Raw genomic sequence first — 22,827 nt, forward strand, 5'->3', positions numbered from 1 at the left:
GATGTGGGTGCTCGCGATCGCCACCGGGTCCGTGTGGCGCGGGCCGTCCCACGAACTGGCCCTCGACGTCTCCCTCGGCACCCGTAGCTTCGGCGAGGGCCATCCGTGGGTGCTCTGGACGTCCGGGCTCTTCGCGTCCGGCCTCGGCGAGTACGTCCTGTCGAGCGTGGCGATCCTCGCCGTCGCGGTGCCGGTGGAGAACCGCCTCGGCAGCCGCAGATTCGCGCTCGCCGCGGCGCTCTCGCAGGGCGCGGGCGCCGCGCTCGCCCTGCTGGTGGCGCTGCTGGCGTCGACCGTGCCGAACTCGTGGGGCTTCGAACTGCACGGGCACCTGACCGAGGATCCCCTGCCGTGGGTGCTCGGCACCCTGCTCGCCGCCACCGCGGCGATGGGCACGCTGTGGCGGCGCCGCATCCGCACCCTGGTGCTGGTGTTCCTCGTGACGAGCGCCCTGTTCGCGGGGCACCTGCAGGACGTGGTGCGGCTCTGCGCGGCGCTGGCGGGCCTGTTCCTCGGACCCGTGCTGTTCGGCCGCGCGGCCCGGGGCCCGGCCCTCGGCGGCACCGTGCGGGAGCGCCGCACCCTCGTGGCGCTGGTGGTCGCCGCAAGCGTCCTCGGCCCGATCCTGGCGGCGTTCTCCCCCCACGCCATCGGGCCGCTCGCGGCGCTGCGGGAGTTGTTCGACCAGGTCCCGTACAGCGCGCGGGAACTGGTCGACATCTGCGCCGACCCGGCCCTGCGCGACGAGTGCCGCAAGGGCCGGCAGGCGCTGCGCCTGTCCGGGATCGGACCGCTGGTGATGAACCTGATGCCGTCGGCGGTGCTGCTCGTGGGTGCGGAGGGACTGCGCCGGGGCCGCCGCGCCGCGTGGCTGCTCTCGGTGTGGGGGCACGTCGCCCTGATCGCGGTGGCCGCCGTCAGTGCGGTCGTGCAGATCACCGAGCAGGAAGAGACCCGGTCGCTGCTGTACGGCACCCGCCGCACCAGCTCGGTGTACATGGAGCTCGCTCCGCTGCTGGCCCTCGTCGCGGTGCTCGTGCTGCTGCTGGTGACCCGCCGGCTGTTCGAGGTGCGCGCCCCGCGCGGGACGTATCCGCGGGTGTGGCTGGGCACCGCCGCCGCGGCGGGTGCCGCGCTCGTCACCTACGTGGTGGTGGGGGTACTGCTCGCCGACGGCTTCGACCGCGACCCCGGCGCCGCCACGCTGGTGCGCGACGCGCCGCGCCGTCTCGTCCCACCCGTGTATCTGCAGCTGTTCGAGCCGCCGGTACTGCCGCTGACCCCGGCCACCACGCTGCTGTTCGAGTGGGTGGGGGTGCTGGTGTGGGCCGCGTTCTGCCTGCTGATGGTCCGCAGCTTCCTGCTCCCCGCGCTCGGGCACGATCCCGGCGACGAACACCGGGTGCGTGCACTGCTGCACTCCCCCGGCGGCACCTCGCTGTCGTGGATGACGACGTGGCCCGGCAACCACTACTGGTTCGGCGAGGACGGCCGGCACGCCGTGGCCTACCGCGTGCACTCGGGGGTCGCCCTGACCACAGGCGACCCCGTGGGCGATCCGGCCGGCCTGGAGAACGCGATCGACGAGTTCGCCGCGTACTGCCTCGGCAACGGCTGGACCCCGTGCTTCTACTCCGTCGGGGAGGACACCGCCGCGATCGCCCGGGACCACGGCTGGAGCTGTCTGCGGGTGGCCGAGGAGACGGTCGTCGTGCTTCCCGGCCTCGTGTTCAAGGGCAAGAAGTTCCAGGACGTCCGCACCGCCCTCAACCGCGCCGCCAAGGACGGTGTGGAGGCGCGGTGGACGACGTTCACCGAGGCTCCGTTGCCGGTGACGGAGCAGATCGTCGAGATCTCCGAGGAATGGGTCGCCGACAAGGGCCTCCCCGAGATGGGCTTCACCCTCGGTGGGCTCGAGGAACTGCGCGACCCCGAGGTGCGGCTGCTCCTGGCGATCGACGCGGACGACCACGTGCACGCCGTGACGTCGTGGATGCCGGTCTACCGGGACGGCACCCTGGTCGGCCTGACCCTGGACTTCATGCGCCGCCGCTCCGACGGCTTCCGTCCCGCGATGGAGTTCCTCATCGCCTCGGCCGCCATGTCCGCGCAGGAACAGGGCCTCGATTTCCTCAGCCTGTCCGGCGCGCCGCTCGCCGGCGCCGACCCGTCGGCCGGCGCGCTCGACCGCGGCGCGCTCGACGCGCTGCTCGACCTGCTGGGCCGCACCCTCGAGCCGGTCTACGGTTTCCGGTCACTGCTCGCCTTCAAGGCGAAGTTCCAGCCGCAGCGCCGGCCCATGTACATGGTGTTCCCGGACGCCGCGGCACTGCCCACGATCGGCATCGCCGTCGGTCATGCGTACCTGCCCGACGTGTCGCTCGGGCAGGGTCGCCGGCTGCTCGCGCAGTTGCTGCGCCGCTGAGCCGCCGCGACCTCACACGTGGGTGATGTGGTCGTCCTTGCTGCCGGCCACGGCCTTGTACAGCATGTAGCCGCCGAAGATCAGCGCGCTCACCACGAGAATCCCGAACAGGTGCTCCGCGAGCGCCCCGACCACCACGAGGGCGATCCACACCAGCGCCACCACACCCACGATCTTCCAGAACATCGTCTTCTCCTTGCGTCGTTGCCGTTCGTTGTCGATCGTGACACCCCACGGACGGAAAAACACCAGGTCAACGCAGAGATCAGGGAAAGATGGGTGGTTACCCGGAGGCCGGTGCGGCCCTGTTCGGGGGCCGGCCCGGAGCGGGGTGGTGAGAAAGTGCACGCCGCGGCGACATACCCTCGACAGGTTCGGTCCCCTCGTCAGAAGGCTGAGAATCGTGTCCTCGACCCGCCGCACGCCCGCCCGCGACCTGGCGCAGATCGCCGTGTTCGCCGCCCTGATCATCGCTCTGGGTCTGCCCGGGCAGATCACCGTCGGCTCGTCGGGTGTGCCGATCACGCTGCAGACGCTGGGCGTGATGCTCGCCGGGGCGCTGCTCGGCGTCCGCAAGGGCGTGCTGTCGGTGGCCACGGTGATCGTGCTGGGCCTGGCGCTGCCGGTGCTCGCCGGGGGACGCACGACCCTCACGGCGCTGGCCGGGCCGACGGTCGGCTTCCTGCTCGGCTGGCTTCCCGCCGTCGCGGTGATCGGCTGGCTCTCGGCGCGCATGCTGCCCCGCTACCGGGTGCTGCCGGGCATCGCCGTCAACGTGCTCGGCGGCATCGTCGTGCTCTACGTCTTCGGTATCGCCGGCATGCTCGCACGCACCGATCTCACGCTGTGGGCGGCGCTGAGCGCGAATGCCACCTTCCTGCCCGGTGACCTGCTCAAGGCCGTCGTCACGGCGGTCGTCGCCGCCCAGGTGCACCGCGCCTACCCGGCCCTGCTCAGCCCGAGCGCACCGGCACGCCCGGCCACCGACCCCGCGCGCTGAGCGCCGGGCCGGGCACGACCGCATGAGCGAGATCCGCTTCCGGCAGGTGGGCCACGCCTACGGTGAGCGCACCGTCCTCGACGGCATCGACGTGACCCTCACCGAGCGCCGCGTCGGGATCGTCGGCGCCAACGGCAGCGGCAAGTCCACCCTGGCCCGGATGATCAACGGGCTGGTGATCCCGACCGCCGGCACGGTCACGGTGGACGGCCTGGACACCGCCCGCAAGGCCCGCGAGGTGCGCCGGCGCGTGGGATTCGTCTTCACCGATCCCGACCATCAGATCGTGATGCCCACGGTCGCGGAAGACGTCGCCTTCTCCCTGCGCCGCAGCGGACTGAACAAGGCCGAGCGCGCGGAGCGGGTTCGGCGGGTGCTCGCCGACTTCGGGCTGGCCGGGCACCACGACCACCCGAGTCACCTGCTCTCCGGCGGGCAGAAGCAGCTCCTGGCCCTCGCGGCGATCATGGTCACCGAGCCGCAGGTGCTGGTGGCGGACGAGCCCACCACGCTGCTGGATCTGCGCAACGCCCGGCTGATCGCGCGGACCTTCGCCGACCTCGAGCAGCAACTGGTGGTGGTCACCCACCATCTCGACCTGCTGACCGGCTTCGATCGGGTGCTCGTCGTCGACGATGGGCGCGTCGTCGCCGACGACGCGCCCGCCCCGGCGATCGACTACTACCGCAGGCTGGTCGCGTGAGCACCCTGGGCTTGTACCATCGCGCGTCGTCGCCGTTGCACCGGGCGCCGGCGGGCCCGAAGCTGCTGGTCACCGCCGTGCTCATCGTCGCGCTCACGGTGTGGATGCGACAGCCGTGGCAGGTGCCGGTGGCCGGGGTGATCGTGCTCGGGCTCTACCTGCTGGCGCGGATCCCGCCCCGGCCCGCACTGCGACAGCTCCGGCCGCTGCTGTGGATGCTCGTGGTGATCGCGGCGTTCCAGGTGCTGCTCGCCGGCTGGGAGCGGGCGGTGGTGGTGTCCGGTCAGCTGCTGGTTGCCGTGGCCCTCGCCGCGCTGGTGACGCTGACCACCCGGGTGAGCGACATGCTCGATGCGATCGTGGCGGGGCTGGGCCCGTTCCGGCGGGTCGGCGTGGATCCGGAGCGGGTCGGCCTCGTGCTGGTGATGACCGTCCGGGCCGTCCCGATGCTCGGCGGGATCGTCGCGCAGGTGACCGAGGCACGCAAGGCCCGCGGGCTCGGCTTCTCGCTGCGGGCCCTGGCGGTGCCCGTCGTCGTGGGGGCGTTGCTGACCGCCGAGGCGATGGGCGAGGCCCTCGTCGCCCGCGGCCTGGACGACTGAGCCACCGGTACGACGTCAGTACCGGTAGCGGCCCTCGATCTGCTGGATCTCCCGCCACGACTGGGCCCAGCTCTCGAGCCGGTCCGAGGCCGAGATCAGCTCGGCGCGCTGGCGGTCGAGCAGGGCCATCGAGCGGGTTCCGTCCGGGGCCGCCGCGAGCCGGGCCGCGGCGGCAACGAGTTCCTCGAATTGGTCGACGCCCGTGTCGAGTCGCTTTCCGGCGGCCGCGACGGCCGCCCCGAGGTGCGCCCCGGCGGCGGCGCTGTCCCGGGCGGCGGATTCGAGCGCGACCACATCCACCGCGACGGCCTCGAGCGCGGCGGATGCCTCCCGGGCGGCCGCGGCGATCTCCTCGAGGTCGTCGGCGGCGACGGTGCGGGAACGGGCCAGCACCGACAGCAGCTGGGCGAGACTCTGTTCGTCGCTCGCCAGCCGGGCCATCGGGGCCCGCGCGACGGAACCCGACGGCGGCAGGGCCCGGCGGGCGGGTGCCGGCGGCGGCAGGGGCACGGCGTCGAGGCGCCGGAAGGTACGCACCGCCAGCGCGGCGGGCACGACGAGCGCGGCGGTCGTCCCCCCGGTGGCGACGATGGTCCAGTCGGGAGCCGACGCGGCCACCAGCGTCGCGGTGCCGACACCGCTCATTCCGGAGGCGGCGCCGAAGAGGCGGGCACGACGACGGGCGCGGCGCTTCTTGCGGCGCAACCGGGCCGCGGGGTCGTTCCAGCGGCGCGCCGCCTCGACCACGCTGCCGGTCATGTCCCGGAGCGCAGCCGCGGCCGGACCGGGGAACTGTCCGGTCCGGCCGCGTGCGGGTGTGTTCATTGCGTTGCCGCGTTTCTGCCGTCTGCCGTCGACGCCGGCGCTACTGCGAGCCGGCGCTTCCCGCCGCCGACGGCGGTTCCTTGGTGGGGTTGACCGCGGGGGTCGCGGGTGCCGCCGCGCCGGGCAGCGCCTCGCCCTTCATGGAGGCCCGGATCTGCTCGAGACGGCTGTGGCCGGCCATCTGGACGGTGGCCTGCTGAACCTCGAGCATGCGGCCGTGCACCGTGTTCTGCGCGAGCTCGGCGGATCCGAGCGCGGTGGCGTAGCGACGCTCGATCTTCTCGCGGACCGCGTCGAGACTCGGCGTGGTGCCGGGCGCGGCGAGCGTCGAGTCCATCGAGCGCAGGGACTCGCTCACGCGCTCCTGCATCTTGGCCTGCTCGAGCTGGCTGAGCAGCTTGGTGCGCTCGGCAACCTTCTGCTGGAGAGCCATCGCGTTCTGCTCGACGGCCTTCTTCGCCTGCGCCGCGGCCTGCAGCGACTGATCGTGCAACACCTTCAGATCCTCGACGGACTGCTCGGCGGTCACCAGCTGGGCCGCGAACGCCTCCGCGGCGTTCGTGTACTGGATGGCCTTCTCGGTGTCGCCGGCGGCGTTGGCCTGATCCGCCATGAGCACGGCCTGCCGCGCGCTCGCGTTGAGCTTCTCGACCTCGTCGAGCTGACGGTTGAGCTTCATCTCGAGCTGACGCTGGTTGCCGATGACGGACGCGGCCTGCTGGGACAGTGCCTGGTGCTGGCGCTGCGCGTCCTCGATCGCCTGCTGAATCTGGACCTTCGGATCGGCCTTCTCATCGATCTTCGAGTTGAAGAGCGCCATCAGGTACTTCCAACCCTTGACGAACGGATTAGCCATGGGTGTGATCCTGCCTCCATCTGGTACGCCGCGGCGAACGCGACCCGGTGCGCGGCCCTCGCGCACCGTTTCCGGTCGGCCGTGTGATCCCCGCGTACCCGGCCGCCGTGTGTCCCGAGCCACCCCCCGGTGGTGACCCGAATTGTGTCGCTTTCGGCCGCGTCCGGCCAGGCCGGCGCGGTCCGTCCTCCATGTTATGCGGCGGCCAGCGCGCGTGCCGCCGGCGGCGGGATCACCACACGCGTGTCCTGGGCCACGAGCGCCGCATGCTCGGCGGCGCGGGCGTCCGAGTCGCGGGACTTCGGCTCGGCCCCGAGACCCGCCGCCGCCCCCACCGGGGTCCGGCCGCGGGCGGGAACCGCATCGGCAAGCGACTCGCTGACGTCGAAGAGCACGTCGGACAAGGGGACGTCGAGGGCGTCGCAGATCGCGGCGAGCAGTTCGCTCGACGCCTCCTTGCGCCCGCGTTCGATCTCGGAGAGGTAGCCGAGGCTGACCCGGGCGCTGCTGGAGACCTCACGCAGGGTGCGGCTCTGCGAAACGCGGGTGCGCCGAAGACTGTCACCGATTGCCTCACGCAACAACAGCGCCATCCCATCCTCCTTCGTCCGTCGTCGCTCAACCCGTCAACGCACGACGCACGTCGCCGGGTTCCCGGCTCCCCGCCCGGGCACGAAAACCCTGCCGGGCGCGGCTCCGCACGGGTCCGGCTGCCACCGGTACCGCGGTGTCAAGACACTACATCCCCGCGGCGCCGCGCACGCGGGTGAGTAGGCCCGACACGGCGGCACGGGCCGCCCCGGCCCGGATGTCCCACCGGTCCCCGCGCACCGGCGGGCGGGTGACCACCGTGCCGCCCGGCCCGGCAATCCCGAGATACAGCGCGCCCGGCGGATGCCCGTCCTGCGGGTCCGGTCCGGCCACGCCGGTGACGCCCACGCCCCACGTCGCTCCGCAGCGAGCCGCTGCGCCCTCGGCCAGGGCCGCGGCGGTGGACTCGGAGACCGGCCCGTCCGCCGCGAGCCGTTCCGGGTCCACGCCGGCCAGGGTGGACTTGAGGTCGGTGGCGTAGACGATCAGCCCACCGCGCAGCACCACGCTCGCGCCGGGTACCCCGGCGATCGTCGCCGCAATCAGCCCGGCCGTGAGTGATTCGGCCGTGGCCACCGTCTGCCGCCGCGCGGCCAGGGTCGCGACCAGCTCCGCGGCCGCGGTGCCGGGAACGAGCGGGTCGGGCACCGCCTCACTCCCCGTGCTGTTGCTCGACGCGGTGCACGCCGGCGCGCAGCCGCACCGCCTGGACCACGTAGTCGATGCCGGTGCCCACCGTCAGGATCACCGCGAGCCCCATGAGCGCGACGGCGAAGGGCGTCGCCGCCTCCGGCAGCGGCAGCAGGTACAGCGCGATCGCGAGCGTCTGGACCAGGGTCTTGGCCTTGCCGCCGCGGCTCGCGGGGATCACCGCGTGCCGCAGCACGAAGAAGCGCAGCGCCGTGACGCCGAGCTCGCGGGCCGCGATGATGCCGGTCACCCACCACGACAGGTCACCGAGCAGCGACAGGCCCACGAGGGCGGCGCCGATGAGCGCCTTGTCGGCGATCGGATCGGCGAGCTTGCCGAAATCGGTCACGAGTCCGTACTTGCGCGCGAGCTGACCGTCGATGCGGTCCGTGATCGCCGCGACGGCGAACACACCCGTCGCGGCGATGCGCCACGCGACGTCGTGACCGTCGCCGACGAACAGCACCAGAAGGAAGACCGGCACCAGAACGATCCGCAGCATGGTGAGGATGTTGGCGATGTTCCACAGCGGCACCGCCCCCGCGGCCGCGGGGGCATGCGGCCCGGGAGCCGCCGCCGCACCGCCGGTTCCGGCCACCTCCGGATGCGGCGCGCTCACGCCGGCCTCCGCGCCACGGACGTCGCCGCAGGACGAGGCGGACCCGGGTCCGCCGGGGCGACACGTGAGCATGGGGATCCGACCGGCACACGGACACAATATCGGTAGAGCGACCGGCTACTGTTCACCACTATGACTTCGCGGACGACGGACCAGGAGACTCACGACCGCATCCTCGTACGACGTGCGCGAACCGGCGACATTCCGGAGATCAAGCGGCTGGTCGACATCTACTCGGGCAAGATCCTCCTGGAGAAGAACCTCGTCACGCTGTACGAGGCCGTGCAGGAGTTCTGGGTGGCCGAGACGGCGGGCACCGTGGTCGGCTGCGGGGCCCTGCACGTGCTGTGGTCCGACCTGGGCGAGATCCGGACCGTCGCGGTGGATCCCCGGGTCAAGGGCCGCGGGGTCGGCCACCTCGTGGTGTCCCGCCTGATCGACGTCGCCCACGAACTCGAACTGGAACGGCTGTTCGTGCTCACGTTCGAGGTCGAGTTCTTCGGCCGGCACGGATTCACCGAGATCGACGGCACACCCGTCACCGCCGAGGTGTACGCGGAGATGTGCCGCTCGTACGACACCGGTGTCGCCGAGTTCCTGGATCTGAGCTACGTCAAACCGAACACCCTCGGAAACACCCGGATGCTGCTCACGCTCTGAGCCGCCGCTCCTTCCGTCCACCTGTCACGAATGCGAGGACCCATGCCCCTGTTCGCCGTCGAGTACACCTACTCCGAGGCCACCGCGAGCGGCCGCGACGAGCACCGGCCCGCCCACCGGGGCTGGCTCGGAGAACTCGTCGAGGCCGGGACGGTGCGCGCGACCGGACCGTGGGTCGACGGGTCGGGCGCACTGATCGTCGTCGAGGCCGCGGACGAGCCGGCGGTGCGGGAGGTCATGGCTCAGGATCCGTTCGCCCGTCAGGGCCTGGTCGACGAGGTCCGGATCACGGAGTGGCTTCCGGTGATGGGCGTCTTCAACGACTGACGCCCATCACCGGCACGGCGGGAAGGTCAGGTGAGGTCGGCCTTCTCGCTGCGCGTCTTGAGCAGGCTCGCGACGGTCGTCACCACCAGCACGCCGACGATCACGCCCAGCGACAGCCAGGTCGAGATCTCCGGCACCGCGACGTGCTCACCGCCGTTGACGAACGACAGGGTGTTCTCGTGCAGCGCGTGCAGCACCAGCTTGACGCCGATGAACGCGAGGATCACGGACAGGCCGTAGGACAGGTAGACCAACCGCTCGAGCAGACCGCCGATGAGGAAGAACAGCTGCCGCAGGCCCATCAGGGCGAACGCGTTGGCGGTGAACACCAGGTAGGGCTCGCTGGTGAGGCCGTAGATCGCCGGGATCGAGTCGAGCGCGAACAGGATGTCGGTGAAGCCGATGGCGGCGAGGGCGAGCAGCATCGGGGTGGCGAAGCGCTTGCCGTCGATCCGGGTGAACAGCTTGTCGCCGTGGTACTCGTCGGTGGTCGGGTACACCTTGCGGACCAGCGAGACGATGCGGTTCTCCCGCTCCTTCTCGTGCTCGACCTCGTCTCCGTGCTCGCGGATCAGCTTGATCGCGGTGTAGATGAGAAACGCCCCGAACAGGTAGAACACCCAGCTGTAGGCGTTGATGGCCGCGGCACCCACGGCGATGAACGCCCCGCGCATCACGAGCGCCAGGACGATGCCGATCGTGAGCACCTTCTGCTGGTACTCGCGCGGCACCGCGAAGGTCGACATGATGATGACGAACACGAACAGGTTGTCGACGCTGAGGGCCTTCTCGGTGACGTAACCGGCGAAGTACTCACCGCCGTACGTCGGCCCCCAGATCGCGAACACCACGACGCCGAACACCACGGCGAGGCCGATGAACACCGCCGACCAGAAGCCTGACTCGCGCAGCGACGGCGCGTGCGGTTTGCGGACGTGGGCGTAGAAGTCGAAGACGAAGAGCCCGAGAATCACCAGGATGGTGACGATCCAGGTGAGCGGGGTGACATGCATCGGCAGATATTCCTCCGGTAGGTACAGCAAACCACCGGAGGTCTCTCCCACCTCGGATCGCAGCTCGACGGTGCGGCTTCGAGGTCGGCAGCCCCGGAACGACATCGGTGTCGCACGTGTTGACGGAACTGCCGCGGGTTAGGGGATACTCCCCTCCACTTCTCCCATTCAACCACATGCGGGTCGCGGCATCGAACCGTGCCGCCGGCCCTACTCCGCCGGCGCCGGCGCCTCCCCGTCCCCGCCGCCGCGGATCGAGAACAACAGGCCGTCGAGTTCCTCCGGCTTGACCAGGACCTCCCGCGCCTTGGACCCCTCGCTGGGACCGACGACGCCGCGGGTCTCCATCAGATCCATCAGCCGACCCGCCTTCGCGAAGCCGACGCGCAGCTTGCGCTGCAGCATCGACGTCGAACCGAACTGGCTCGATACCACCAGCTCGACCGCCTGCAGGAGAACGTCGAGGTCGTCGCCGATGTCGGGGTCGACGTCCTTCTTCTCGCCCGCCTTCGCCGTCGTGACGCCCTCGGTGTACTCCGGTTCCTTCTGGTTCTTGGCGAAGTCGACGACGGCCGCGATCTCCTCGTCGGTGATGAACGCGCCCTGCATCCGGATCGGCCTGCCGGCGCCCATCGGCAGGAACAGGCCGTCGCCCATGCCGATGAGTTTCTCGGCACCGGGCTGGTCGAGGATGACCCGGGAGTCGGTCAGCGACGACGTGGCGAACGCGAGCCGCGACGGCACGTTCGTCTTGATCAGGCCGGTCACGACGTCCACCGAGGGCCGCTGCGTGGCGAGCACCAGGTGGATGCCGGCGGCGCGGGCCTTCTGGGTGATCCGCACGATCGCGTCCTCCACGTCGCGCGGGGCCGTCATCATCAGGTCGGCGAGCTCGTCGACGATCGCCAGGATGTACGGGTAGGGCCGGTAGACGCGCTCGCTGCCGAGCGGCGCGGTGATCTCGCCGGACCTGACCTTGGTGTTGAAGTCGTCGATGTGCCGCACCCGGTTGGCCTGCATGTCCTGGTAGCGCTGTTCCATCTCCTCCACCAGCCACGCGAGGGCGGCGGCCGCCTTCTTCGGCTGGGTGATGATGGGCGTGATCAGGTGCGGGATGCCCTCGTAGGGCGTGAGCTCGACCATCTTCGGGTCGATGAGGATCATCCGGACCTCGTCCGGCGTGGCGCGCACGAGCAGCGACACCAGCATCGAGTTGACGAAGCTCGACTTACCGGAGCCGGTGGAGCCGGCAACCAGCAGGTGCGGCATCTTCGCCAGGTTCGCGCAGACGAAGTCGCCCTCGATGTCCTTGCCGAGCCCGATCACCAGCGGGTGGTGGTCCTTGCGGGTCGATGGTGCGGCGAGCACATCGGCGAGACGCACCAGCTCACGGTCCGAGTTCGGGACCTCGATGCCGACGGCGGACTTGCCGGGGATCGGCGCGAGCAGTCGCACGTTGTCGGTGGCCACGGCGTACGCGATGTTGCGGGCGAGTGCGGTGATCTTCTCGACCTTCACACCCGGGCCGAGTTCCACCTCGTACCGCGTGACCGTCGGGCCGCGGGTGAAGCCGGTGACGGCGGCGTCGATCTTGAACTGCTCGAGCACCTCGGTGATGGCCTCGATCATCTGGTCGTTCGCCGAGCTGTGCTGCTTGGGCGGATCGCCCTCGAGCAGCAGCCCGAGCGACGGCAGGGTGTAGTCGCCCTCGACCACCCGATCGGGCACGAGCGGCTCGAGCTTGTCGTCGGCGGGGGGCTCCTCCGCCGGCGGGACCGGTGCGGGGGCCGCCTTGGGCCGGGTGCGGGCCCGCGGCGGTTCGGGCACCGGTTCGGGTTCGGGCGCCGGCGGCGCGGCGGGCGCCGGATCCGGCTCCCACATGGGCAGCACCTCGGTGCGGGCGTCGCCGTCGAACTCGTCCGTGGGGTAGTTCTCGACCGGGGTGCGCCGCCGGGTCCGGGTGCGCCGCTCGACGGGGTAGCCGTCGGCGTCGAACAGGGTCGGGTCGCGCTCCGGGTCGTAGCCGTCGGCAGGGTCCGGGTCGTACTCGCCGTACTCGTCGTCGGCTCGGTAGTGCAGACCGAAGTAGTCGCGGAACATGCCGGGCAGTTCCCGGATCGTCGTGCCGGTGAGCAGCAGGATCCCGAAGCCGGCCGCCATCAGCAGCAACGGAACCGACAGCCACACCGTCAGACCGTCGGTGAGGGGTCCGCCCACCAGATAGCCGACGAACCCGGCGCCACCCTCCCGGCCCGGGCCGTCGTCCGGCATACCCGAGGCGATGTGCCACAGGCCGAGTGCGGGCAGCGCGACGAGCAGCGACCCGAGGACGAGCCGGGGCCGGATCTCCGGCCGCGGCTCGGTGCGCATGAGGACGACGGCGATCACGAGGCCCACCAGCGGCAGCACTGCGCTGGCGCCGCCGACGACCGCGCGGACCGCGGTCTCGAGCCAGCCCCCGAGCGGGCCACCGACGGCGAACCAGACGGTGCCGGCGACGACGACGCTCGCGGCGATGAGCCCAAGGGCAATGCCGTCGCGGCGGTGGCCGTGCTCGACCTCCGTCACCCTGCCCATCGTGCGGGTGGTGGCACCCACACCGCGGGCGATCATCGTCCAGCCGCTTCCGATCCCGCGACCGAGCGTGTGCAGGACGCTGCCCCGCGACGAACGGGCGGGCGCCTTGCGCCGGGGGGTGGTGGCGCGGGCCGGGCGCTTCGCCGCCGGTTGCCGGCGGGTCGTCGTGGCGGGCTTGCGGGTGCTGCTCTTCGTCCGCGACGACGAGCCCGCGGCGGCGGACGAGCCGCGCGCGCCCGACCTCGACCGTGAGGTCGTTGACGACGATCCGCGGGCACCCGACTTTCCTGCCATACCCGTCAGGTTAGTCGCAATGTCCACAACCGAACCATCCGCAACACCGGCATCAGCCGCACGCGGTGGTCACATCGGCGCCGGGACGGATCAGATGCCGCGATCGGATGCGGCGACCTCCGCGACGTCGGCTGCCTCCCCGGACGTCCCGACGCGCACCTCGTCGCGGCCGAACGCATGCAGGAGCAGTTCGGCGGGTTCTCCGCGCAGGACCACGGTGCGCGGCCCGCGACGCCGGACCGTCGCGCGGGTGCCGTCGGGGCGTTCGAACACCACCGTGACGTCGGTGCCGCGATAGCCGCGCCGGCCGATCTGCCGGGCCATCTGCCACAGGCGGTCCTGGGTCGACGGGTCGAGCGGTCGCGGCTCCCACCCGGGCGCGGCGCGCCGCACGTCCTCGTGGTGGACGAACATCTCCGCGGCATTGGCGAGCCCGTCGACGAGGTACAGCGGCGACCAGACCGGCGGTCCGGACTCGATGTCGGCGAGCAGCTGCTCCCACGACCGTCCCGCCGCCCCGGCGCGCACCCGCTCGGTGTGCCCGGCCAGTGGCGGCAGGACGATTCCCGGCATCGTGTCGATCCGGCGTTCGCGGACCACGAGGTGGGCGGCGAGGTCCCGGGCGGTCCAGTCCCCGCACAGGGTGGGGGCGTCGGGACCGGTCTGTGTCATGGTGCGGACGAGTGCGTGTCGTTCGTCACGGGCGAGGCTCACGCGGCCCACTGTAGCGCCGGACCGTCCGGTAGCGCCGGACCGTCCGACGCGGCAGGTTGCGGCCGCGCCGGCACGGTTACGCCGGGCCCGGGACGGTGATCACCGTCGGCACGATCATCGGCCGGCGACGGTAGGTGTCGGACACCCAGCGCCCGACGACACGGCGAATCGCCTGGGCGATGCGGTGGGCGTCGTCGATGCCCTCGGCGGCGAGCTCGTTGAGGACCTTGTCCACGAGCTGCGCGGCCTCGGACAGCGCTCCCGGGTCGTCGGAGAAGCCACGGCCGGACACCCCCGGGGTGCTCACGGCGCGACCGTTCTCGTCCACGGCGACGGAGATGGAGATGAAGCCGCCCTCGCCGAGGATCAACCGGTCCGACAGGGTCGATTCGCCGACGTCGCCGACGGACAGGCCGTCGACGTAGACGTGGCCGACGGGTACCTGTCCGACGATCTCCGCGAGCCCGTCGACGAGGTCGACGACCACGCCGTCCTCGGCGAGCACGATCCGGTCCCGCGGCACCCCGGTCGCCTCGGCCAGCGCCGCGTTGGCCCGCAGGTGCCGCCATTCGCCGTGCACCGGCATCGCATTCGTCGGGCGCACCGCGTTGTACAGGTACAGCAGCTCGCCCGCGGAGGCGTGGCCGGAGACGTGCACCTTCGCGTTCTGCTGGGTGACGACGGTGGCGCCTCGCTTGGCGAGGCCGTTGACGACCGCGAACACCGAGTTCTCGTTGCCCGGGATCAGGGAGGAAGCCAGGATGACGAGATCATCGGCCTTGATGTTGATCTGGCGGTGCTCGCCGCGCGCCATGCGCGACAGCGCGGACAGCGGTTCACCCTGCGAGCCGGTGGAGATCAGCACGAGCCGGTTGTCGGGCAATGTCGCGGCGGTGTCGAGATCGACGACGAGCCCGTCCGGCACCCGCAGGTAGCCGAGGTCCTGCGCGATCTGCATGTTGCGCACCATCGACCGTCCGACGAAGGCGATGCGGCGGTTGTACCGCCCGGCGACGTCGACGACCTGCTGGATGCGGTGCACGTGGCTGGCGAAGGACGCGACGATCACGCGCTGGGTGGCCTTGCCGATGACGTTGTCCAGGACGCCGCCGATCTCGCGTTCGGGCATCACGAAGCCCGGCACCTCGGCGTTGGTGGAGTCGACGAGGAACAGGTCGACGCCCTCGTCACCGAGCCGGGAGAACCCGGCGAGGTCGGTGAGGCGGCCGTCGAGCGGCAACTGGTCGAGCTTGATGTCGCCGGTGTGCAGCACGAGCCCGGCCTCGGTTCGGACGGCGACGGCGAGCGCGTCCGGGATCGAGTGGTTGACGGCGAAGTACTCGCACTCGAACGGGCCGTGCGTGGTCTTGTCCCCCTCGACGACCTCGACGAGGTTGGGCCGCAGCCGGTGCTCGCGGCATTTCGCGGCGACGAGCGCGAGGGTGAACTTCGAGCCCACGACCGGGATGTCGGGACGCAGGCGCAGCAGGAACGGCACCGCCCCGATGTGATCCTCGTGGCCGTGGGTGAGGACGACGGCTTCGACGTCGTCCATGCGGTCCTCGATGTGCCGGAAGTCCGGCAGGATCAGGTCGACGCCGGGCTGCTGGTCCTCGGGGAAGAGCACGCCGCAGTCGATGACGAGGAGCCGGCCCTGATGCTCGAAGACCGTCATGTTGCGGCCGATCTCACCGATGCCGCCGAGTGCGACGACGCGCAGGCCCTTGGGCGGCGCCTTCGGCGGGGTGCCGAGGCGCCCCGACATGTCCGCCACCTTGCGCGGATCGGGTCGCTGGGTGTTGGCCGAGGTCTGCACGGTACGGCGCACGGGCCGGCCGCTGGGCGGTCCGGCGTTGCGGGTGGCGCGGCCCCGGCCGCGCGACGGGCGGCTCACGCGAGCACCCCCGCGGCGTGCAGATCCGCGGCGAGCGCGTCGATCTGCGCAGAGGTCGGCGGCACCTGGGGCAGGCGGGGCTCGCCGACGTCGAGACCCATCAACCGTAGACCCGCCTTCGACGCGCTCACCCCGCCGAGGCGGGAGACGGCGCGCAGGATCGGCATGAGGCTCAGGTTGACCGCGCGGGCGCGGACGAGGTCGCCGGCCTGGAAGGCGTCGTACAGCTCGCGCAGCCGGCCGGGGACGAGATGCCCGATGACACTGACGAATCCGACGGCGCCGACGGACAACCACGGCAGGTTCAGCGGGTCGTCGCCGGAGTAGAACTTCAGGTCGGTGGTGCCGATGAGCTCGGCACCGGCGTTGAGGTCGCCCTTGGCGTCCTTGACTGCCACGATGCGCGGATGCTCCGCGAGCCGGCGCAGCGTCTCCGTTTCGATCGGGACGACCGAGCGCGGTGGGATGTCGTAGAGCATGACCGGCAGGTCGGTGGCGTTCGCGACGGCCGTGAAGTGGGCGTAGAGCCCGGCCTGCGGCGGCCGCGAGTAGTACGGAGTGACGACGAGCAGGCCGTGGGCGCCGGCCCGCGCGGCGTCGCGGGCGAGTTCGACGCTGTGGGCGGTGTCGTTGCTGCCGGCGCCGGCGATGATCTTCGCGCGGTCCCCCACCGCGGCGAGCACGGCGCGCATCAGCTCGAGCTTCTCGTTCTCGGTGGTGGTCGGCGATTCGCCGGTGGTGCCCGCGAGAACCAGCGCATCGCAGCCGCCGTCGACCAGGTAGGCGGCAAGACGCACACCCGCGTCCACGTCGAGCTTGCCGTCGGCGGTGAACGGGGTCACCATCGCTGTGGCGATGGTGCCGAACGGAAGCTCGACAGCAGATGCGGAATCACCGTTGGTCATGGTCAGAAGGCTACCGCGTGACGGGGGCTGTTCCACACACACCTGCCGGTCAGGTGTCGGCGGCGAAGGCGCTGGCGGCGACCTCGGAGCCGTCGGGCAGGCGGGTGATGGTGAAGTCGCCGAAGATGTTCGGCGCGGCGTCCTGCAGCTGACGCAGGCATTCGACGGCGAGGCGGCGGATCTCGACGTCGGCGTGCTCGGTCGCGCGCATGGCCACGAAGTGCCGCCAGGACCGGTAGTTGCCGGTGACGACGACGCGGGTCTCGGTGGCGTTGGGCAGCACCGATCGCGCGGCCTCGCGGGCCTGTTTCGCGCGGATCGGCCCCTCGGGCAGGTGGGACAGTTTCGCGTCGAGCGCGTCGAGCAGTTCGATGTACGCGGCCCGGCTGGACTCGGCGGCGGCGAGGAACAGTTCCTCGAGCCGCGGATCCCCCGCCACGGCCGGCGGGACCACGACCGGCGCGTCGCTGCCGCGGACGAACCGCTGGGACAGCTGGGAATAGGAGAAGTGCCGGTGCCGGATGAGTTCGTGGGTGCAGGACCGGGAGATGCCGGTGATGTAGAAGCTCACCGAGCCGTGCTCGAGCACGGACAGGTGCCCGACGGTGAGCAGGTGGCGTAGGTACCCGGCGTTGGTGGCCGTGCGCGGGTTGGGCTTGGACCAGCTCTGGTAGCAGGCCCGGCCGGCGAACTCGGCGAGTGCTTCCCCGCCGTCGGCGTCGGTCTCCCACGGCACGTCGGCGGGCGGGACGAACTCGGTCTTGGCCACCAGCCTGACCTTCAGCGTGACGGGCTCGGGCGCCATCGGTTCTCCTCCAGGTTGTCGATCCAGTCGAACCGTAGCGCCGCCGCGGGCGGCACCGGACGCGGGCCGCTTGTCGACGCCTTGACTGACATCATTGTTGACATCAGTATGGCGTCATGAACCTCGATCCGTACCTGGACGCGATCACCGAGTCCCTCGTCGCCGCCGCTGAGCTCGGCGACGAACAGACCCGCCGGACCGCGGCAGCCCTGGCCACAGCGGTCGCCGCGCCCGCCCGCCTGGCCGTGCTGCGCGCGCTGTCGGACATGGCGGCGGAGATCTCGAAGGAGCTCGGCGACCGGGTGGTCACCGTGCGTCTCGACGGCAGCGAGGCGGTGCTCGAGGTGCGCACGGACGCGCCTACCGAAACCACGGGCGCCGCACCGACTTTCGAGGACGTCACCGGGGACATCAGCCGGGTGACGCTGCGCCTCGTCGAGCAGATCAAGGCACGCGCCGAGGAGGCGGCGGCCCAGAACGGCGTGTCACTGAACTCGTGGGTGTCGCAGGCCGTCCAGGGGGCGCTGCGCGAGCAGATGCGGTATCAGCGCCGCGCGGACGAGCGCGCCGCGACGCGTCGCGCCGAGGAGACCGGGCCCGGTCCGTCCGGATCGCCGGAACCGTCCGAGCGCGAGGACGGTTGAGCGGGAGGCCGTGCGGTACATTGCCGACGCACGTCACCCGAAAGACGAGGAAGTGAGCCCATGGCCGTCAGCAGTTCCAGCAGTTTCGAGATCAAGGCCGACCCGGGTCGCGTGATGGCGGGAATCGCCGCGGTCGACCGGCTGCCGGAGTGGTCCGGGCCCCACAAGACCGTCGTCGTCGAGACCACCCACCCGGACGGCCGCCCGCACCGCGTGCGCATGACCGTCTCCATCATCGGCCTCCACGACGAGCAGGTGGTGGACTACTACTGGAACGGCGACGAATCGATGTCCTGGACCCTGGTCGAGAGCCACCAGCAGCACCAGCAGGACGGCACCTACACCCTCACCGCCACCGAGATCGGCACCCGCGTCGACTTCACCCTCACGATCGATCCGAAGATCCCGCTGCCCGGCTTCATGGTCAAGAAGGCGCAGAAGATGGCAATGGAGACCGCCGAGCGGGGCTTGACGAAGTTCGTCGAGAAGCAGCTCTGACGCGCCGCGCGGTGTCCGGTGCCCGCGTTTCCCGGACGGTCAGTACCCCTCCGACACGGACACCGCGACGGTCGCCCCGAGTTCGTAGCAGCGTTCACGGACCTTCGCGTCGATCGGCCCGGTGATCTCGAGGTCCTCCGTGACCTGCGCCAAAGCGAGGCCGGTGACGAGCTTGCGCACCGAGGCGACGGCGCCCGCGGTGTCGTTGTTGCCGTGTACCCACAACCCGTACGGCCGGCCCGCGACGGCATCGAGGCACGGGTAGTAGACGGTGTCGAAGAAGTGCTTGAGTGCCCCCGACATGTATCCGAAGTTCGCGGTGGTGCCGAACACGTAACCGTCGGCGGCGAGCACGTCCGGCACCGTCGCGCCCAGCGCGGGCACCGTCCGCACCCGCACGCCCGTGATGTCGGGGTCATGCGCCCCGGCCAGCACCGCCTCGAGCAGTTCGCGGGTCGACGGGGACGGGGTGTGGTGGACGACGAGCAGAGTGCGCTCACCGTCGGCGGGGGCCTCGGTCACACCCTGCAGGGTACGTCGCCGACCGATCGGTGTTCCTGCCCCGCAACCACAACCGCGTTCGGGGCGTGGACCGGGGCGTGGACCGAGCGAATGTATCGCCCGCTACGGCTGAGGAGATGAACGATACATTCGCTCGACGCCGGGGCGCGCGATCAGTCGGCGGACTGCGTGCGCTCGAGCTTCTCGAGCGCGACGGCACGGCGCATGGTCTCCCGGGCCCGGCCGCGGTCGCCGGCGTAGTCGTACGCGCGGGCGAGACGGTAGGAGTTGCGCCAGTTGTCCGGGTCGGCCTCCCACTCCTTCTTGACCCGCTCGAACAGGGCGTCGGCGGCGTCGCGGTCGATCCGGCCCGAGGGCCGGCGCGGCAGGTCGCGCACCTCGAGTTCGAGGCCCTCCTCATGGATCCGCCGGGACAGATGCTGGTGCTGGAAACCGGCCCGCAGGGTGGCGTAGACGATCCACACGCCCACCAACGGCAGCAGCAGCACGCCGATGCCGAGCCCGACGGCCGCGGCGTTGCCGGAGCGCACCAGTTCGAGCCCGCGCCCGCCGAGCAGCACGAAGTAGAACCCCAGCGCGACGACGATGAAGGTGATCGGCGCGAGGACCTTGACCAGGTCGCTCCTCACAGGTCGAGGAGGGGGTCGAGGCCGACGGTGAGGCCGGGCCGGCCACCGATCTCACGGACGCCGAGCAGCACGCCGGGCGCGAAGGAGGACCGGTCGATCGAGTCGTGGCGGATGGTCAGGGTCTCGCCCTGGGTGCCGAGCAGCACCTCCTGGTGTGCGACGAGCCCGGCCAGACGCACGGAGTGCACCCGCACCCCCTCCACGTCGGCGCCGCGGGCACCCTCGAGTTCGGTGCTGGTGGCGTCGGGGCTGCGGCCCACGCCGGCCGCGGCGCGGGCCTGGGCGATGAGCGCCGCGGTGCGGTAGGCCGTGCCCGACGGCGCGTCCGCCTTGTTGGGGTGGTGCAGCTCGATGACCTCGACGGAGTCGAAGAACCGCGCGGCGGCCTGCGCGAAGCGCATCGACAGCACGGCGCCGATCGCGAAGTTCGGCGCGATCAGGACGCCGACCTCCGGCTGCGCGGCCAGCCAGCCGCGGACCAGGTCCAGTCGTGCGTCGTCGAATCCGGTAGTACCGACGACGGCGTGGATGCCGTGCTCGACGAGGAACTGCAGGTTGCCCATCACCACATCGGGGTGGGTGAAGTCCACCACCACCTGCGCCCGGGAGGTGACGAAGTCCTCGAGGCTGTCGCCTCGGTCGACCGCGGCAACGAGCTCGAGGTCGGCGGCCGCCTCGACGGCCGCGCAGATCGCCTGTCCGACCTTGCCCTTGGCGCCGAGCACACCCACCCGAATTGCTGCTGCGTTCACTTGACTCTCCACGCTTCCTCGTCCGATCGCCGTCCCGCAGCAGCCTACGCAACCGGACGACCTCGACCGTGCTCAGCCCGCGGTCACGCGACGAGGACGCGCACCGAGGCGGGCAGGTCCCGGGGCCGGCGATACGGTCCGGCGACGGCCGCGGCGAACGGCTGGTGCAGCAGCTCGGCGGCGACGGCGCGGACCTCCGCCGCACTCACCGACGAGATCCGCTCGAGCGTCTCGGTGACGCTCCAGTGCGTGCCGTAGCTCAGTTCGCTGCGACCGATCCGGTTCATCCGGGCCCCGGTGTCCTCGAGGCCGAGGACCAGAGCCCCGCGCAGCGAACCCTTGGCGCGGGCGCACTCGGCCTCGGTGACGCCGTTCTCGGCGACGTCGGCGAGCACCTCGCGGACGAGTGCGGCGACCTCGCCGAGGTTCTCGGGCTGGCAGCCGGCGTAGACGGAGAACGCGCCGGTGTCGGCGAAGGTATCCACACCCGAGTACACCGAGTAGGCGAGGCCACGCTTCTCCCGGATCTCCTGGAACAGCCGTGAGCTCAAGCCGCCGCCGACGGCGGCGTTGAGCACCGACAGCGCCCAGCGCCGGTGGTCGTGGCGGCCGAAGGATCGCACGCCGACCGCCAGGTGGGCCTGCTCGCCGTCGCGGTCGGTGATGCTCAGCGTCGGCGTCGTACGCAGGCGGAGACTGCCCTCGCGGCGCGGGGCGGCGGTCGTGGCGGGGTCGAGGTGCCCGGCGAATGCGCGACGGACCAGTTCCACGGTGTGGTCGTGATCGACATTGCCGGCGACGGCGACGACCATGCGGTCCGGCGTGTACCGCCGCACGTGGAACGAGTGCAACTGAGTGCGGGTCATCGCCTCGATCGATTCGACCGAACCGATGATGGGCCGGCCGATCGGGTGGTCGCCGTACAGGGCGGTGAGGAACGCGTCGCCGAGCAGATCCTCGGGATCGTCGTCGCGCATTGCGATCTCCTCGAGGACGACCTGCCGTTCGACGTCGACGTCGGCGCTGCGGCAACGGCCGCGCAGCACGACGTCGGCGACGAGGTCGACGGCCAGGGGCAGATCGTCGTCGAGCACGTGGGCGTAGAAGCAGGTGTGCTCCTTCGCGGTGAACGCGTTGAGCTCGCCGCCGACCCCGTCGACGAGTTCGGCGATGTCGAGCGCGGTCCGGGTCGGGGTGGCCTTGAACAGCAGGTGCTCGAGGAAGTGGGCGGCACCGGCGACGGAGGGCTGCTCGTCGCGGGAGCCGACGCCCACCCAGACGCCGACGGCGGCCGAACGCACGCCGGGCACGTGTTCGGTGACGACGCGGAGCCCCCCGGGCAGGTGGGTGCGCCGAACCCCGGCGTCGGGCTCGGTGGGCGCCGACGCGGAAGCAACGACGGACGAAACAGCGGCGGACGGAGTCGCGGCGGACGGAGCGGCGGCGGAGCGGCGGGTGGCGGCCATGAAGATGTTCGACGGTCCTACAGGCGAGTGGGTGTGCTGGACGGAACATCTCACACTACACGCGCCGCCGCGCACCCCTCCCGGTCACCACCCGCGGCGGTGCGGCCGCGACCCGACCAGCTGCCCCTTGGGAGCGACGTCCCTGCTGCGGTAGACCACGTAGGGCCGGAACAGGTATCCGACGGGCGCGCTGAAGGCGTGCACCAGGCGGGTGAACGGCCACAGCGCGAACAGGACCAGGGCGATCAGCGCATGGAGCTGGAACGACAGGGGTGCCTGCACCATGAGGTCGCCGCGCGGCTGCAGGATCCAGATAGAGCGGAACCACGGTGAGACGGTCTCGCGGTAGTTGTGCTCCTCCCCCACCACACCCGAGCCCATCAGGGTCGTGGCGAGTCCCGCGACGATCGCGGCGACGAGGACGACGTACATCAGCTTGTCGTTGGCGGTGGTGGCCATGAACACCGGTCCGCGGGTGCGGCGGCGGTAGATCAGCAACAGGATCCCGACGAGGGTGGCGATCCCGGCGATGGTGCCCAGCGTCACCGCCTGCACGTGGTACGCGTGCTGGCTCAGACCGATCGCATCGGTCCACGACTGCGGGATGAGCAGACCGATCACGTGCCCCACGATCACCACGAGGATGCCGAAGTGGAACATCGGGCTGGCGATGCGCAGCAGCCGGCTCTCGTAGAGCTGCGACGAGCGGGTGGTCCAGCCGAACTTGTCGTAGCGGTAGCGCCACCACGTACCGACCACCACCACGGCGATGGTGACGTACGGCACGACGTCCCAGAAGATCTCCCCGGCGGACAT

The 22,827-nt window shown here is 71.2% G+C and carries 25 protein-coding genes; 8 read left to right on the top strand and 17 right to left on the bottom strand.

Going from position 1 to position 22,827, the window contains the following annotated elements; translation table 11 throughout:
* Nucleotide 1: 1 nt before the first annotated feature.
* The gene (locus ACWPOB_RS11270; protein ID WP_455400875.1) at nt 2-2,425 is read left to right on the top strand and encodes a bifunctional lysylphosphatidylglycerol flippase/synthetase MprF; all 2,424 of its coding nucleotides are present in this window, start codon (nt 2-4) and stop codon (nt 2,423-2,425) included.
* A 12-nt stretch (nt 2,426-2,437) separates the two neighbouring features.
* Here the strand turns inward: ACWPOB_RS11270 and ACWPOB_RS11275 are convergent, their stop codons facing one another.
* Nucleotides 2,438-2,611 (bottom strand): hypothetical protein, encoded by a 174-nt coding sequence (locus ACWPOB_RS11275; protein ID WP_029543328.1) that lies wholly within the window; start codon nt 2,609-2,611, stop codon nt 2,438-2,440.
* A 217-nt stretch (nt 2,612-2,828) separates the two neighbouring features.
* Between ACWPOB_RS11275 and ACWPOB_RS11280 the strand changes: the two genes are divergently transcribed.
* The 3 genes from ACWPOB_RS11280 to ACWPOB_RS11290 are packed head-to-tail and all read left to right on the top strand — an operon-like array spanning nt 2,829 to nt 4,730.
* Complete coding sequence (locus tag ACWPOB_RS11280; protein ID WP_455400852.1) at nt 2,829-3,425, top strand: biotin transporter BioY; 597 nt, start codon at nt 2,829-2,831, stop codon at nt 3,423-3,425.
* Nucleotides 3,426-3,447: 22 nt separating this feature from the next.
* On the top strand, nt 3,448-4,128 hold the full coding sequence (locus tag ACWPOB_RS11285) for an energy-coupling factor ABC transporter ATP-binding protein (protein WP_455400853.1): 681 nt from the start codon (nt 3,448-3,450) through the stop codon (nt 4,126-4,128).
* A complete protein-coding gene (locus ACWPOB_RS11290; protein WP_455400854.1) occupies nt 4,125-4,730 on the top strand; it encodes an energy-coupling factor transporter transmembrane component T family protein in 606 nt (201 codons plus the stop codon). The genes ACWPOB_RS11285 and ACWPOB_RS11290 overlap by 4 nt, the downstream gene beginning before the upstream one ends.
* A gap of 15 nt (nt 4,731-4,745) precedes the next feature.
* Here ACWPOB_RS11290 and pspM read toward each other — a convergent pair whose 3' ends face one another.
* From pspM to pgsA, 5 genes are all read right to left on the bottom strand, one after another.
* Nucleotides 4,746-5,555 (bottom strand): phage shock envelope stress response protein PspM, encoded by an 810-nt coding sequence (gene pspM, locus ACWPOB_RS11295; RefSeq protein WP_455400855.1) that lies wholly within the window; start codon nt 5,553-5,555, stop codon nt 4,746-4,748.
* A 40-nt stretch (nt 5,556-5,595) separates the two neighbouring features.
* A complete protein-coding gene (locus tag ACWPOB_RS11300) occupies nt 5,596-6,411 on the bottom strand; it encodes a PspA/IM30 family protein (protein WP_100059027.1) in 816 nt (271 codons plus the stop codon).
* A 194-nt stretch (nt 6,412-6,605) separates the two neighbouring features.
* Nucleotides 6,606-7,004: a helix-turn-helix domain-containing protein gene (locus ACWPOB_RS11305; RefSeq protein ID WP_006948280.1), complete on the bottom strand. Its 399-nt coding sequence runs from the start codon at nt 7,002-7,004 to the stop codon at nt 6,606-6,608.
* 145 nt (nt 7,005-7,149) lie between these two features.
* Entirely contained in the window at nt 7,150-7,650 is a 501-nt protein-coding gene (locus tag ACWPOB_RS11310; RefSeq protein ID WP_455400856.1) for a CinA family protein, read from the bottom strand.
* Between the two features lie 4 nt (nt 7,651-7,654).
* Nucleotides 7,655-8,311, bottom strand: coding sequence for a CDP-diacylglycerol--glycerol-3-phosphate 3-phosphatidyltransferase (pgsA, locus tag ACWPOB_RS11315; RefSeq protein ID WP_455400857.1), 657 nt, complete (start codon nt 8,309-8,311; stop codon nt 7,655-7,657).
* 132 nt (nt 8,312-8,443) lie between these two features.
* Here pgsA and ACWPOB_RS11320 point away from each other — a divergent pair, with 132 nt between their 5' ends.
* Nucleotides 8,444-8,971 (top strand): amino-acid N-acetyltransferase, encoded by a 528-nt coding sequence (locus ACWPOB_RS11320; RefSeq protein ID WP_455400858.1) that lies wholly within the window; start codon nt 8,444-8,446, stop codon nt 8,969-8,971.
* Nucleotides 8,972-9,013: 42 nt separating this feature from the next.
* Complete coding sequence (locus ACWPOB_RS11325; RefSeq protein ID WP_100058400.1) at nt 9,014-9,298, top strand: YciI family protein; 285 nt, start codon at nt 9,014-9,016, stop codon at nt 9,296-9,298.
* A gap of 26 nt (nt 9,299-9,324) precedes the next feature.
* Here the strand turns inward: ACWPOB_RS11325 and ACWPOB_RS11330 are convergent, their stop codons facing one another.
* The 6 genes from ACWPOB_RS11330 to thyX form a co-directional block, all read right to left on the bottom strand.
* Nucleotides 9,325-10,311 carry a TerC family protein gene (locus ACWPOB_RS11330; protein WP_006948285.1) on the bottom strand — a complete coding sequence of 329 codons (987 nt, stop codon included), beginning with the start codon at nt 10,309-10,311 and terminating at the stop codon, nt 9,325-9,327.
* Between the two features lie 210 nt (nt 10,312-10,521).
* Entirely contained in the window at nt 10,522-13,182 is a 2,661-nt protein-coding gene (locus ACWPOB_RS11335) for a DNA translocase FtsK (protein WP_455400859.1), read from the bottom strand.
* 90 nt (nt 13,183-13,272) lie between these two features.
* Nucleotides 13,273-13,896 carry a TIGR03085 family metal-binding protein gene (locus ACWPOB_RS11340; protein WP_455400860.1) on the bottom strand — a complete coding sequence of 208 codons (624 nt, stop codon included), beginning with the start codon at nt 13,894-13,896 and terminating at the stop codon, nt 13,273-13,275.
* Between the two features lie 76 nt (nt 13,897-13,972).
* A complete protein-coding gene (locus tag ACWPOB_RS11345; protein ID WP_455400861.1) occupies nt 13,973-15,790 on the bottom strand; it encodes a ribonuclease J in 1,818 nt (605 codons plus the stop codon).
* Entirely contained in the window at nt 15,787-16,695 is a 909-nt protein-coding gene (gene dapA / locus ACWPOB_RS11350; protein WP_455400862.1) for a 4-hydroxy-tetrahydrodipicolinate synthase, read from the bottom strand. The genes ACWPOB_RS11345 and dapA overlap by 4 nt, the downstream gene beginning before the upstream one ends.
* A 49-nt stretch (nt 16,696-16,744) precedes the next feature.
* On the bottom strand, nt 16,745-17,500 hold the full coding sequence (thyX, locus tag ACWPOB_RS11355) for an FAD-dependent thymidylate synthase (protein WP_006948294.1): 756 nt from the start codon (nt 17,498-17,500) through the stop codon (nt 16,745-16,747).
* Nucleotides 17,501-17,616: 116 nt separating this feature from the next.
* On the opposite strand from thyX, the gene ACWPOB_RS11360 reads away from it, so the two are divergent.
* The gene (locus tag ACWPOB_RS11360; protein ID WP_100056168.1) at nt 17,617-18,144 is read left to right on the top strand and encodes a toxin-antitoxin system HicB family antitoxin; all 528 of its coding nucleotides are present in this window, start codon (nt 17,617-17,619) and stop codon (nt 18,142-18,144) included.
* A 60-nt stretch (nt 18,145-18,204) separates the two neighbouring features.
* On the top strand, nt 18,205-18,642 hold the full coding sequence (locus ACWPOB_RS11365; protein ID WP_100056169.1) for an SRPBCC family protein: 438 nt from the start codon (nt 18,205-18,207) through the stop codon (nt 18,640-18,642).
* A gap of 39 nt (nt 18,643-18,681) precedes the next feature.
* On the opposite strand, the gene ACWPOB_RS11370 is transcribed toward ACWPOB_RS11365, so the two are convergent.
* The 5 genes from ACWPOB_RS11370 to narI all read right to left on the bottom strand — a co-directional run bounded on the left by ACWPOB_RS11370 (nt 18,682) and on the right by narI (nt 22,827).
* Complete coding sequence (locus tag ACWPOB_RS11370; RefSeq protein ID WP_100056170.1) at nt 18,682-19,164, bottom strand: flavodoxin family protein; 483 nt, start codon at nt 19,162-19,164, stop codon at nt 18,682-18,684.
* A gap of 152 nt (nt 19,165-19,316) precedes the next feature.
* Complete coding sequence (locus ACWPOB_RS11375) at nt 19,317-19,793, bottom strand: hypothetical protein (protein WP_100056171.1); 477 nt, start codon at nt 19,791-19,793, stop codon at nt 19,317-19,319.
* A complete protein-coding gene (dapB, locus tag ACWPOB_RS11380; RefSeq protein WP_455400863.1) occupies nt 19,790-20,545 on the bottom strand; it encodes a 4-hydroxy-tetrahydrodipicolinate reductase in 756 nt (251 codons plus the stop codon). Before dapB ends, ACWPOB_RS11375 begins: the two co-directional genes overlap by 4 nt.
* An 83-nt stretch (nt 20,546-20,628) precedes the next feature.
* Nucleotides 20,629-22,011: a M16 family metallopeptidase gene (locus ACWPOB_RS11385; protein WP_455400864.1), complete on the bottom strand. Its 1,383-nt coding sequence runs from the start codon at nt 22,009-22,011 to the stop codon at nt 20,629-20,631.
* An 84-nt stretch (nt 22,012-22,095) separates the two neighbouring features.
* Nucleotides 22,096-22,827, bottom strand: a complete 732-nt coding sequence (gene narI / locus ACWPOB_RS11390; protein ID WP_455400865.1) for a respiratory nitrate reductase subunit gamma — start codon at nt 22,825-22,827, stop codon at nt 22,096-22,098.

The sequence above is a fragment of the Rhodococcus sp. 2H158 genome (assembly GCF_053764755.1).

Excerpts from the sequence above, each read along its gene's own strand:
- ACWPOB_RS11270 (WP_455400875.1), top strand. The coding sequence starts at position 2 with ATGTGGGTGCTCGCGATCGCCACCGGGTCCGTGTGGCGCGGGCCGTCC.
- ACWPOB_RS11275 (WP_029543328.1), bottom strand. The coding sequence starts at position 2,611 with ATGTTCTGGAAGATCGTGGGTGTGGTGGCGCTGGTGTGGATCGCCCTC.
- ACWPOB_RS11285 (WP_455400853.1), top strand. The coding sequence starts at position 3,448 with ATGAGCGAGATCCGCTTCCGGCAGGTGGGCCACGCCTACGGTGAGCGC.
- pspM (WP_455400855.1), bottom strand. The coding sequence starts at position 5,555 with ATGAACACACCCGCACGCGGCCGGACCGGACAGTTCCCCGGTCCGGCC.
- ACWPOB_RS11300 (WP_100059027.1), bottom strand. The coding sequence starts at position 6,411 with ATGGCTAATCCGTTCGTCAAGGGTTGGAAGTACCTGATGGCGCTCTTC.
- ACWPOB_RS11305 (WP_006948280.1), bottom strand. The coding sequence starts at position 7,004 with ATGGCGCTGTTGTTGCGTGAGGCAATCGGTGACAGTCTTCGGCGCACC.
- ACWPOB_RS11320 (WP_455400858.1), top strand. The coding sequence starts at position 8,444 with ATGACTTCGCGGACGACGGACCAGGAGACTCACGACCGCATCCTCGTA.
- ACWPOB_RS11325 (WP_100058400.1), top strand. The coding sequence starts at position 9,014 with ATGCCCCTGTTCGCCGTCGAGTACACCTACTCCGAGGCCACCGCGAGC.
- ACWPOB_RS11330 (WP_006948285.1), bottom strand. The coding sequence starts at position 10,311 with ATGCATGTCACCCCGCTCACCTGGATCGTCACCATCCTGGTGATTCTC.
- ACWPOB_RS11335 (WP_455400859.1), bottom strand. The coding sequence starts at position 13,182 with ATGGCAGGAAAGTCGGGTGCCCGCGGATCGTCGTCAACGACCTCACGG.
- dapA (WP_455400862.1), bottom strand. The coding sequence starts at position 16,695 with ATGACCAACGGTGATTCCGCATCTGCTGTCGAGCTTCCGTTCGGCACC.
- thyX (WP_006948294.1), bottom strand. The coding sequence starts at position 17,500 with ATGGCGCCCGAGCCCGTCACGCTGAAGGTCAGGCTGGTGGCCAAGACC.
- ACWPOB_RS11360 (WP_100056168.1), top strand. The coding sequence starts at position 17,617 with ATGAACCTCGATCCGTACCTGGACGCGATCACCGAGTCCCTCGTCGCC.
- ACWPOB_RS11365 (WP_100056169.1), top strand. The coding sequence starts at position 18,205 with ATGGCCGTCAGCAGTTCCAGCAGTTTCGAGATCAAGGCCGACCCGGGT.
- ACWPOB_RS11385 (WP_455400864.1), bottom strand. The coding sequence starts at position 22,011 with ATGGCCGCCACCCGCCGCTCCGCCGCCGCTCCGTCCGCCGCGACTCCG.
- narI (WP_455400865.1), bottom strand. The coding sequence starts at position 22,827 with ATGTCCGCCGGGGAGATCTTCTGGGACGTCGTGCCGTACGTCACCATC.